12 protein-coding genes are annotated in these 11805 nt (G+C 40.2%); 4 read left to right on the top strand and 8 right to left on the bottom strand.

Annotated features, from left to right (window positions below):
- From minE to minC, 3 genes are all read right to left on the bottom strand, one after another.
- Nucleotides 1-169: cell division topological specificity factor MinE (gene minE, locus ENH88_RS04845; RefSeq protein ID WP_304180290.1), on the bottom strand; the 169-nt coding region annotated here is incomplete at its 3' end.
- A gap of 1 nt (nt 170) precedes the next feature.
- Nucleotides 171-980: a septum site-determining protein MinD gene (minD, locus tag ENH88_RS04840; RefSeq protein ID WP_304180287.1), complete on the bottom strand. Its 810-nt coding sequence runs from the start codon at nt 978-980 to the stop codon at nt 171-173.
- Nucleotides 981-985: 5 nt separating this feature from the next.
- Entirely contained in the window at nt 986-1690 is a 705-nt protein-coding gene (minC, locus tag ENH88_RS04835; protein WP_304180285.1) for a septum site-determining protein MinC, read from the bottom strand.
- A 169-nt stretch (nt 1691-1859) separates the two neighbouring features.
- Here minC and ENH88_RS04830 point away from each other — a divergent pair, with 169 nt between their 5' ends.
- Both ENH88_RS04830 and ENH88_RS04825 read left to right on the top strand, forming a co-directional pair.
- A complete protein-coding gene (locus ENH88_RS04830; RefSeq protein ID WP_304180283.1) occupies nt 1860-2141 on the top strand; it encodes a YcgL domain-containing protein in 282 nt (93 codons plus the stop codon).
- Nucleotides 2142-2145: 4 nt separating this feature from the next.
- The gene (locus ENH88_RS04825; protein ID WP_304180289.1) at nt 2146-3162 is read left to right on the top strand and encodes a lytic murein transglycosylase; all 1017 of its coding nucleotides are present in this window, start codon (nt 2146-2148) and stop codon (nt 3160-3162) included.
- A 549-nt stretch (nt 3163-3711) separates the two neighbouring features.
- Here ENH88_RS04825 and ENH88_RS04820 read toward each other — a convergent pair.
- The 3 genes from ENH88_RS04820 to ENH88_RS04810 all read right to left on the bottom strand — a co-directional run bounded on the left by ENH88_RS04820 (nt 3712) and on the right by ENH88_RS04810 (nt 6563).
- Complete coding sequence (locus tag ENH88_RS04820) at nt 3712-4455, bottom strand: NUDIX hydrolase (protein WP_304180281.1); 744 nt, start codon at nt 4453-4455, stop codon at nt 3712-3714.
- A 394-nt stretch (nt 4456-4849) separates the two neighbouring features.
- Complete coding sequence (locus ENH88_RS04815) at nt 4850-5527, bottom strand: hypothetical protein (RefSeq protein ID WP_304180279.1); 678 nt, start codon at nt 5525-5527, stop codon at nt 4850-4852.
- 427 nt (nt 5528-5954) lie between these two features.
- Entirely contained in the window at nt 5955-6563 is a 609-nt protein-coding gene (locus tag ENH88_RS04810) for a TetR/AcrR family transcriptional regulator (RefSeq protein WP_145235634.1), read from the bottom strand.
- Nucleotides 6564-6657: 94 nt separating this feature from the next.
- On the opposite strand from ENH88_RS04810, the gene ENH88_RS04805 reads away from it, so the two are divergent.
- Nucleotides 6658-7539 (top strand): SDR family oxidoreductase, encoded by an 882-nt coding sequence (locus ENH88_RS04805; RefSeq protein ID WP_304180275.1) that lies wholly within the window; start codon nt 6658-6660, stop codon nt 7537-7539.
- Between the two features lie 340 nt (nt 7540-7879).
- Here the strand turns inward: ENH88_RS04805 and ENH88_RS04800 are convergent, their stop codons facing one another.
- Complete coding sequence (locus ENH88_RS04800; protein WP_182761049.1) at nt 7880-8422, bottom strand: GbsR/MarR family transcriptional regulator; 543 nt, start codon at nt 8420-8422, stop codon at nt 7880-7882.
- Nucleotides 8423-8672: 250 nt separating this feature from the next.
- On the opposite strand from ENH88_RS04800, the gene adhP reads away from it, so the two are divergent.
- Nucleotides 8673-9683: an alcohol dehydrogenase AdhP gene (adhP, locus tag ENH88_RS04795; protein ID WP_149980237.1), complete on the top strand. Its 1011-nt coding sequence runs from the start codon at nt 8673-8675 to the stop codon at nt 9681-9683.
- A gap of 45 nt (nt 9684-9728) precedes the next feature.
- On the opposite strand, the gene ENH88_RS04790 is transcribed toward adhP, so the two are convergent.
- Nucleotides 9729-11805: TonB-dependent receptor (locus ENH88_RS04790; RefSeq protein WP_304180273.1), on the bottom strand; the 2077-nt coding region annotated here is incomplete at its 5' end.

Genomic DNA, 11805 nt, shown 5'->3' with positions numbered 1-11805 from the left:
TGATGTTGACGTATTTACGGATAACATCAAGAATATCTTGTTTTAGTTGTGGTAAATAATCAGGCGTACCACGCTGTGAGCGCTCATGCGCAACAATGATCTGCAATCGCTCTTTTGCTAGTGACGCTGTATTTTTCTTTTCTGAGCGGAAGTAGTCAAGTAGTGACACGTTAACCTCCAAATATCCGTTTGAACAAACCTTTCTTCTCTACATCTAAGAAGCGAAAATCAACAGTTTCGCCTAGTAAACGATTAATCGCATCGGCATAGGCTTGGCCTGCATCAGATTCAGTGTCAAGAATAACAGGCTGACCTGAGTTTGATGCGCTTAATACCGCTTGTGATTCTGGAATAACCCCAAGTAATGGAATAGAAAGAATATCTTGTACATCTTCCACTGACAGCATTTCGCCACGTGCTACCCGATCTGGGTTATAACGGGTCAGTAATAAATGCTCTTTAATATTTTCAAGGCCTTCTTCAGCGCGTTTAGATTTGCTATGCAAAATACCTAAAATGCGGTCTGAATCACGTACTGAAGATACTTCAGGATTGGTGGTGACAATTGCTTCATCAGCAAAGTACATCGCCATCATCGCACCTGCTTCAATCCCTGCCGGAGAGTCACAGACGATGTAATCAAAGTCTTTTTTCAACTCGTTTAGTACACGCTCAACACCTTCACGGGTAAGTGCGTCTTTATCACGGGTTTGTGAGGCTGGAAGTAAGAATAACTTTTCGACTCGTTTGTCTTTGATAAGTGCTTGATTAAGGTTCGCTTCACCATTGATGACGTTAACAAAATCATAGACCACACGGCGCTCACAACCCATGATCAAATCAAGGTTACGTAGCCCAATATCAAAGTCAATAATGACTGTTTTATAGCCTTTTAGAGCTAAACCTGTGCCAATAGCAGCACTCGATGTAGTTTTGCCTACACCACCTTTACCTGACGTAACGACAATTACTTTTGCCATAAGATTTATCCTTTAACCAAAGCTGAAATTTCTAATGATTCATTTTTTTGTTGGATTTGTGCCGCGTTGCCCCAGAACTCGCCTTGCAGAGAGTCGCTGATCCAGTAATTGCCATTAATAGAAACAAGTTCTGCTTCTAGTTTCTGGCAAAAAATACGGGCTTCGTTATAACCTTGTGCGCCTGCAATTGCACGGCCACGTAATGTGCCATAAATATGTACATTGCCATCAGCAATGACTTCTGCACCATGGCTTACCGCACCAAAGACAATTAAATCACGGTCTTTTGCATACACTTGCTGACCAGAGCGAACGGTGCCATTGATAACTTGGGCAGGTAAGTAAACTGTTTTCTCAACAATAGATGTATTACTCTGCTTTGTAACAGTTTCACTCTTAACGTCTTGTGAATAATTTAAAACTGACAGCCCAGCGGCTTTAGCTTGCGCATGTTGCTCGTCTGAGCCATTACATACACCCACAGCATTAAAATTCATTCGTTCTATTAATGATTTTAAATGTACAAAATCAACAAGATTGTTTTTTATCTCAATTAAATTTACAACAATAGGCGCACCCTCAAAAAAACGAGGGGCTTGGGCTATTTTTGTATAGAGTTGTTCTGCTAAAAGGTTAATATCAGTACTATAAAGATGTAAAACTGATAACGTAAAAAGATTCCCTTTTAGCTCAAAAGTTTGGTCCGACATACACGCTCAATTGAATAGTGTGATCAGAAATCAATTTTAGATAAACGCAGGCTGAATAAGGCCTGTGTTTATATGGATAAGGTGAAATTTCTAATCTAATTTTTCTAACTTATTATGACTCTCATGTTATAGTGTGCAGCACTGTTAAGCAAGATTTTATAGGGTCATAATGCTGACTGCGGTATATAAAAGTAACAAAAAAGCGGATACCTTCCTTTTTGTCGAAAAAAGAGATGATTTTAGTAAGGTACCGCAACCTTTAATGGCAATGTTTGGTAAACCACATTATGTAATGCTAATAAATTTAGCAAAACGGGTGCAGTTAGGCGCGGCTGATTTAGATTTAGTTAAGCAAGCGTTAACAGATAATGGGTTCTACTTGCAAATACCCCCACCACAAGCAAACTTATTAGCTGAGCACAGAAAACAAAATGGAGTTGAAAGTGACTAAACATATAATGACAAAATTGGCTGCAATTTTATGTAGTGCCTGTATCAGCACATCGGCACTGGCCAAGACTCAAGCACAGTTTGACGAATATGTTGCAGGCTTAAAACAAGAAGCTGCGCAAAAAGGCTACGATAGCCAGTTAATTGAAGATGCCTTTGCTACAGCACACTTTAAAGAAAAAGTAATTTCAGCAGATAAAAATCAACCTGAAGTTAAAGAAACCCTCGAAACCTACTTACCAAAACGGGTGCCACAATGGAAAATTGATCGCGCACGTAAGCTATATGCTGAAAATAAAGATATTTTGGAACAAGTTGCTGCTGAGTTTGGCGTGCAAGCACGTTTTATTGTTGCGTTGTGGGGCCTTGAAAGTAACTTTGGTAAAATCCAAGGTGGCCACAATGTTATTTCATCAGTAGTAACACTGGCTTTTGATGGCCGCCGTGAAACCATGTACAAAAATCAATTATGGGCCGCACTGGATATCCTCAAAGAAGGGCATATCACCTTAGACAAATTTAAAGGCTCATGGGCCGGTGCGATGGGGCAAACGCAATTTATGCCTACCTCATTTAACGCCTACGCGGTTGATTACGACAAAGACGGCCGCAAAGATATTTGGACCACCCAAGCCGATGCCTTTGCATCAATTGCTAATTATTTAAAACAGGCCGGTTGGAATGACGAGCTAACGTGGGGCCGTCAGGTGCAATTACCTGATGGTTTTGATCAAAGCTATGTATTACAACGTGGCACAAAAACACGCACTCAGTGGCTTGAATATTGGGCTAAATCAGAACGTTCTTTAGCTGATTGGCAAGCACTTGGCCTTCGTAAAATGGACGGCACAGATTTACCATCGGTTGATGTAACCGCAGCGTTAGTCATGCCAGATGACATGGGCGGACGTATGTACTTAGCGTATGATAACTACAAAGCACTAATGCATTGGAACCGCTCATATTACTTCGCTACCAGCGTAGGTTATTTATCGGATCGCATTGGTTATCCAGCGATTTAGTAAGTAATTAGGTGCTAGGCAACTAGGTTCTAGATAACTAGGGGCTAGGGACGCTTGTTGTAAGCGCGAGTTTATCTCGCGCTTTGGTTGTAAAACATACAAACTAGCCAGAAGCGGTAAGTTTTAAGCGGTAAGCTCAGCGTTAAAATTAGCTACGTAGGTTGGGGTAGAGTGCAACGAAACCCAACGAAAAATACCCTATCTGTCTGCATCTAGGCTCAGCATTAACAAGTGTTTTTTTCTTTCGCATTGTGTGTGTTTAAAACCCTTTAAGTAATTTATTCACAAAGAGGGTAAGAGGCGCTGCGCTTTAAGAGAAGATATAAGCTAGCTCGGAGCGGTAAGTTCAGCGTTAAAATTGGCTACGTAGGTTGGGTAGAGTGCAACGAAACCCAATGAAAAAACACTCTATCAGTCTGTTTCAAGGCTAAATATAAGGTGCTAGGGGCGTTTGTTGTAGGCGCGAGTTTATCTCGCGCTTTGGTTGGTAGTTGGTACATTTTTGTTTAAGGGATATGGTGTGGAGGTTAGATACCTTCGGCTACCCGATTATGTATTCGCCTTTGCAAAAAAAGTCTCATGTTTCTTATAGGGACCGGTGTTATTGGCTGGTTCAAAAGCTGAGAGACCATCAGCATTGTGTAATGCTTTAATCATTTGCCGATTAAAACCAGCATTTTGATCATCGCCTAAGTATTCAGAGACATCAAGCCATTTAGCATCAGCAATTTCGTCAGTATCTTGGACCTGTATTGTTTCTGATGCAGCATTTAGCCGACAGACCAGATACATATTTGTTTTGCCGAATTGGAATGGATGACGCGTAGTGAACCCAAGAATTGACTGAAATTCAGCTTTCACTCCAGTTTCTTCAAACACTTCACGGGTTATGGCGGTTTCAATTTTTTCGCCAAGTTCAATATGGCCACCAGGTAACTTGTAACCCTTCATGCCATGCTCTTTGATCACCAATAATTGGCCTGATTGGTTTTTGACAATGGCTCCAGCACCCAAAGTATGTGTTGGAATAAACGGTATAAAAGTTGTCGTTGGTGCTTTCAGAATGAGTATAAGTTCGTGTTCGAGACAGTTATGGAATACAAACCCGAATTCAGTAGCTAAAGGAACGAAACATGAAAAACCAATAGGCAACGTCAGCCAAATAATGTTTTTATTTTCAGTTTTAGCAAATGAGACGATTTCTGCTAATTCAGTTTTAAATGTATCAACATCAGAAGGGAGTTCTTCTTTGCTGATAATAATGCCATTAAATTTATCAAGCTCGAATTTCACAATAAGATCTTCTTAGAATACATAACGAGCCTGTAGAATAACTCGTTTCAATTTATTTTTATTGATGCATTAACCATAGCCGAGTTGTTATTTTGATTCAATCGATAACTGACTTTCACGTAAAATATAAAAAGAAGACTTGGTGTTGTTTTAATTGGCATTTTGCAAGGTATTACAGGTGTTTGAGTGGCTTATTTTAGTGGGATAGGGCTCAAAAAAAGGAATTAACATTGCGCTAGGCAATGACTATTTAGCTTCACAAGGTTTAGCGTCATTGAGAGATATTTGGATAATATTCATTACGGGAAATGAACCGCCCATTGTACTTCCTGTTAATAAAAAGCGCATGATGGGTGGTGTGGGGGCTGGAGGTTAGAGACCTCCGGCTACCCGATTATGAATACTTTTTGATTACAGTGTCTTTACATGCATTGAATAAAGGTTTAGCCAATTCAGGTATTTCAATAAAGGGCCTAAATTTTTTATTGAATGTCATGAGAGGGTTATGTCTTTGACCTGTTACATAATCCATTTCCATACTCAATAAATACAAAGCTCTTAATGAATTACTAAAATCGTCTTCAAAATTTTGTTTTCGTTTATTAATTTTTTCCATAAAAGAGACAGGGTCAGAGATGTTCATTTCATAAGATTTATTATGAACTAAACTATTTCTCGCTTTTATCAACTGTTTAAGGGAGTCAAATGCGGCACAGGATTTATCAATAGATTTTCCACAAACTAATTTTGGAATCACAACCCACTTTGAAATGACATCTAAACTTGCTAAGTGTTTATTAAAGTAACTATCCCCAAGTTGTGCGCCTGCATAATTATTAATTGAAGCTTCTACACACATTGCTGAAAATACGATTGCTTTTATTGCTGCTTGTGTAGCTTTCCCATCTAAGATTGATTTTTCTTCTTCACTAAGCTCTTCATCATTGATCTGTTCTATTCTGAGACACTCACAATATTCAGTTTCAGCAATTTTAAAATACGTCCCTCCTAACACTTCAGTTCTGGCACTAAAATTTCTAGGATGTTCAACAACTAGCTCATTATTATTCATAGCCAGACTCCATGTATTCATAACAATTTTATAGTGCGCGAAGGGCGGATCTTTCTGCTCCGACTACACTCATATGTATACTTTACACAGTTTTAACAAATTAGCTAAGATATTACTATCATTAAGTTTTCTAAAATCTTTAAGCAAAGCTAAATGGAACAATATTCTCGCGTTGCTCATATCTTTGAATATCTGAGCAAACAACGTTTTACTACTTAATTAGCTATTATCAATAGCCGTTTATTGCTCACAGTCGAACTTAGTTAGAGCACTATGAGTTCAACCGAGCTTTGCTCTGAATATCAAATTCGACACTAACCAAAATAAATATACATACTGATGCGAATTATTGTGCTGATTTGAGTCAGAAAGTTCTCTTTTCAACCTTTGTTGAAAAAATGTCTTAAAACTGAACGAGCTGGCGTAGTCATTCCAGCACAGAAAAAGCGACTAATAATATCTTTTTCACCGTTTCAGGGGCCACACCTCGAGCTAGTTGTGTCGATGCATTGCTTAGCTGCGCGTCAATATAAGTAGCAACAAATTCCGATGACATGTCCACAGAAAACTCTCCCTTAGTCTTTGAACGCTCTACCCATTTCTTGAAAAAAACTAATCCCTGCTTTTCAAGAAAATCTATTTGCGCTTGTGTTTCTTTTCCCAAATGTACTCGTGATTCGCGCATTTTTATAAAAAGACAGCCATTTGGAGATTCATCATGACAATTAACTGAAGTGGCAAACGATATAAGGTTATCAAGGGCCTCTTTAAATGGAACGTCACTATTTAGCATCTGCTGCACAGGCTCTAACACTTGCTCCTGATACCTAATCAGGACAGCTTTCATCAAGCCATCTTCATTAGAAAATTCACGGTAAAGACCAGGTTTAGATACACCCGATCTTCTGCAAATTTCATTAAGGGATAAATTACCTATATTGTCTTTCCAGTAAGAATCCATTGCCACATCTAAAACATGATCGCGATCTAAGGTCTTTGGACGCCCTCTAACGGGCTTAACTGTATTTGAAATCATTTTGTACCACTCGGTATTTTAATTTGACAGGCTGTTCTTTACGGTTTATTGTACCGGCTGGTATTTAATTAGGCAAAGCAAATAGGAAAGAATAATGAACGAAACACAAAAAAGCATCGTTATCACAGGTAGCAGCAGTGGATTTGGTCAAAAGTCAGTAAAAGATTTTGCTGATAAAGGCTATCTAGTGTTCGCTACTATGCGCGGCCCTGAAGGCAAAAACGCTGCAGTTAAAGCCGAATTAGAAGCGTATAGCGATTCTATTCAGGTTGTTGATATGGATGTTACTAACGACGATTCTGTCAAAACCGCCATTGCGAGTGTGCTAGATAAAGCGGGAAAAATTGATGTGTTACTAAACAATGCTGGCGTAATGTATCTTGGCATTACAGAAGCATTTAGCATTGATCAAGCTCGCGAGCAGATGGAAACCAACTACTATGGCGCTATGCGAACTATTCTGGCAGTTTTGCCTGCGATGCGTGAAGCTAAGTCTGGCCTGATCATCAATACCTCATCAATGGTTGGCCAAATTTCAGCGCCGTATTTCTCTACTTACGCAGCGACAAAACATGCTTTAGAAGGCTACCTCCAAGGTTTACGCTACGAAGTAGCGCCATTCGGCATCGATGTCGCCATCGTACAGCCAGGGCCATTCCCTACAGGTCTAAGTGCATCAGGACAACAACCATCACGCACAGACATACTGGACAGCTACGGCGAATTGGCAAACATTCCTGCCGCTATGTTCGAGGAATTCGGTAAATTTATGCAGAGCGATCAAGCGCCTAATCCACAAATGGTGGTAGATGCCTATTTAGCGCTAGCAGACATGCCTAAAGGTAAACGCCCAACACGCACAGCAGTTGGTTTAGTTTGGGGTGTAGATGAAATAAACTCAGCTAAACAACCTATCCAAGATCGTGTTTTGACAGAAATGCAACTAGACAAGGTGCTAGGTGGTGTTGACGTATAATTTTAGTCATCAGGGGGCAAGTTGTTTTTGCCCCTTTGCTTATCAAGTTACATTAAATGTAAGATTAAATGAATTATTTATCTGCGAGCTTACAGGAACAACTTATCTTTTTATTCACCACTGAGCACACAAAGGCGCTTTGCGCTGCACAGAGTAAAAATTTTTGGACTTTTATTTACTTCTTGCTGAACTCTGTGGTTAAACTTTTTTAGAACCTAGAACCTAGAACCTAGAACCTAGAACCTAGAACCTAGAACCTAGAACCTAGAACCTAGAACCTAGAACCTAGAACCTAGAACCATAAAGCTCGCTAACTTTACTCTCGTCCCTCGCTAACTCTTCATTTCTTCAATATCTTATCTTTAAAATCAAGTACTTTACCAATACCAGAGCCGAGCTTCATTAAGCTTTGTAGTTGCTCTGGGCTTAAACGCTGTAGTTCTGAAGACCACTTAGTGACGGTTTCGAGTAGATCATGAATTTCATGCATTTGTTGTTGCGCAAACTTTTCATCGTCGGTGGTTGCAGGCTCTAACAAATTATCTCTGAGTAAACTGAGAGTAGGGTCAATCTCACGCTTTTTACGTTCCTCGAATACGCGATTTGCCATATCCCAAATAGTACCTGCAGGGGCGTAATATTCTTTTCTGTCACCTGGAATATGCTGCACTTTTATTAAACGCCAAGATTGCAGTTCTTTGATCCCCATGCTGACATTACCACGAGAAATGCTTAAGGCATCGGCGATTTCGTTCGCTGTCATTGGCTCTTTGGTGATGATCAATAATCCACACATTTGGCCAATGGTGCGATTAAAACCCCAACGACTGCCCATTTCGCCACAGTGCATTACAAAGGCAAAGTTCTTATCTGATAACGTCATTGCTTCTCAAGTTTCAATAAATAATGAAATTAATGCTAGCACGCTGAATATGTTTAGCAAGATTTACTGAGCAATACGCTGAATTTTCCTTGGCTGAATCAAGCCTAGGGGATGACAGTCGTTCTGAACAAGTTATATCACTAAAGTTTGATTTAGATTAATTTTTGCTCATCTAGAGTCGCGTAAGGTGTACACTAAATTACGACAACTCACTTCTTAACAACAATTTCTCAACAACAAGGAACGAGCAATGAAAGCAGCCGTTAATAGTACTTACAAAGGCAAATTAGAAATTTCAGATTTACCCATTCCAACCGTTGGAGTCAATGATGTTTTAGTTAAAATAGCCGCATGTGGTGTGTGTCATACTGATTTACATGCCTGTCATGGTGATTGGCCAGTAAAGCCTAAAATGCCGCTAGTTCCGGGGCACGAAGGTGTTGGAGTGATCGAACAACTGGGTAGCAATATTACTCATTTAGAAATTGGCGATCGCGTTGGCATTCCTTGGCTATACAGTGCCTGTGGTCATTGTGAATTTTGTTTAGAAGGGAAAGAGACTTTATGTCTTTCACAGCATAATACCGGTTATTCAGTTGATGGCAGTTACGCTGAATATTGTTTAGCCGATGGCAACTATGTTGTAAAGATCCCTGAAGGCCTAGGGTTCTCAGAAGCTGCGCCATTATTTTGTGCCGGTGTTACAACCTATAAAGCACTCAAAGTGTCAGGGGCTAAGCCAGGACAATGGGTCGCTATTGTTGGTGTAGGTGGGCTTGGGCATCTTGCGGTGCAATATGCAAAGGCAATGGGTTTTAATGTAATTGCAGTGGATACCGGTGTTGAAAAACTCGCTTTAGCAAAAGAGTTAGGTGCAGATATCACCTTGGACTTTAAAGAATGTGTACCGAGTGAGGCTATATTTGAGCAGGTAGGGGGCGCACATGCTGTGGTATGTACCGCTGTATCAAAGCCGGGCTTTGAACAAGCTTATAAGAGTGTTCGCCGTGGTGGAAAATGCGTGTTAGTTGGCCTGCCTCCAGAGGATATGCCGTTGCCGATTTTTGACACTGTACTCAATGGCGTTTCTGTTGTTGGCTCAATTGTTGGCACACGTAGAGATTTACAAGAATGTTTAGAGTTTGCTGCACAGGGCAAAGTTAAAGCAATTATCGAAGAAAAACGGCTTGAAGATATCAATGACATATTTGACGATATGCTCAAAGGTGAGATCAATGGCCGTATAGTCGTCACTATGTAAAGGTAAAAAAGCGCACAAACATTTTGTGCGCTTTATTTCATTACTTTAAAGCTTATAACTTAAGGTTAATTTAGCATTGCGTTCTTCACCTGGCATACCACCTAAAAACATGGCTTTTGAATAATACACTTTATTAAACAGGTTGTTTAAGTTTAGCTGTAAGCCCCATTTATCAGTGTTATAACTCAGTGCAGCATCATAAATGGTATAGCTTGGTACATAACCATCAGGAATGCCGAATGATGATGAGTTTGTACTGCGATCATCCACGTATTTAACACCGGCACTTATTTTTAGTGGCTGGGCTAGTTCAAACCACTGAGCACTATAGGTTAACCATGTGCTTGCTGTTACATAAGGCACACCTTTTTGACGTGCAGCAAATGAGCTCACATTTGGATTTTTCTGCTCACGTGCATCTTGATAAACACCATTGATATTGACCTTCCACTGCTCATTTAAATAGGCATTTAAATCAAGCTCAACACCGCGGGTTTTTTCTTCACCATCAAAGAAGCTTTCAGGAATTGCTGGATCAGGTTTCGTGTCATCAAACGCTGGGTTTGCATACTCTAAGTTAGTTCGCGCGGTATCAAATACCACTAACGAGGCGAGTAGTTGATCATCAAAGGCTTTTACTCTAATACCTAAATCAGTACTAAGAGACTCAGCATCTTCACGGTCAGCCTCATTACCTGAAACAGAGCCTAAAACGCTGTACGCAGTGCGACCCTTCGAATGGTTTATGAAGATAGACAAGTCATCGCTTGGTTTGTAGGTCGCACCTAAATTATAGGTTAAACCGTTATCTGAGGTACTTGCTTCTGGCGTTGCTGCAGCGGCGCTGGCGCGGTAACGCGCATCAACACCTAAATGTTCATATTTTTGGGTGATTTCGTTGTATGCAACACCGATACGAGTTGTGAAGGTGTCATTGATATAAGCGACATGTTGCAGTCCTAAGCCCCATGCTTGCACTTTTTTATTGTAGTTACTGGTTTTTAACGGATCGTAATCAGTGAACTGTCCATCACCCCAATTAGGGTTACGGATATCTAAAATATAAGGTAAAGAGCCTTGATAGGTTATATCGCCATTTTTATCTTTTAGGCTGTAGTCTTTATCCCAAATAGAGTATTGCGTAAAACGGATATCACGGTCTTCGTAGTTTGCATTGACTAAGAATTCGTTTTCTATATCACCTAAACTAAAGTCATAGCGTAGATCTGCAAAGTATTGCCATGACTTTTCATCGGCCTCTACTTGGCGATATTCTTGGCGCCGTGCTGCAAATGGATAAAGTACATCATCTACAACCAAAGGTGCACGAGGATCTGCATTGATCACACCATTTCTTTGCCAATAGACATAATTATAGGCGCCGGTTTGACGTGCAAAACTTGACTCATAATTACGGTACTGTAACTGTTGATTCAAAAATAAATTGTCAGTTATATAGTAATTATGAGTGAGTTTAAAACGCAGTTCTTCACCTTCATTATCTTTTGCCATGGGTGAGATAATACCGCGATGGCCAAATTTATACGGTGTTAAACCATCAGATGCTGCAAGTGAATTAGCTAATTGTTGGCGCTGTGCATCAGATAATTGCAGCCCTGCAGAGGTTGGATCATTGACTAAATCATCCGCCGTCACTTGGCCGGCGGTTTTGCCATTTACCGACTGCGCATTATAAATACGGATAGGGTGGCCAATTGAATCAACTGCAATCGCATCTTTGATATAAGCGGCTGAGATCATAATATTTTGGCGGTCATTGAACACATATTTTAATGCGCCGTAGATTTCATCGCGGTCATCTTTTAAATCACGGTAACCATCACTGCGGGCTGTTTTTGCATTAACTCTGTATGCTAGATTTTCGGTAATTGCATTAGTGCTATCAATTGATAATGAATAGGTATTCCATTGACCAATTTCAGCTTGTACGTTGTGCTGCTCTGTAAACTGTGGCTTTTTTTCAATCAAGTTAATAACGCCACCTGCGCTGCCCATACCATATAAACCAGTGGCGGGGCCTTTTAATACTTCTACGGCTTCCACATTGGTTAGTGATCCGTGGCCTTGGTGCAAATTATACTTACGATGGTATGTACGGTGG

The sequence above is a fragment of the Pseudoalteromonas prydzensis genome (assembly GCF_011050055.1).
Lineage (GTDB): Bacteria > Pseudomonadota > Gammaproteobacteria > Enterobacterales > Alteromonadaceae > Pseudoalteromonas > Pseudoalteromonas prydzensis_A.
Note: the sequence above shows the minus strand (reverse complement) of the source record. Positions and strands in the feature narration are given on the sequence as shown.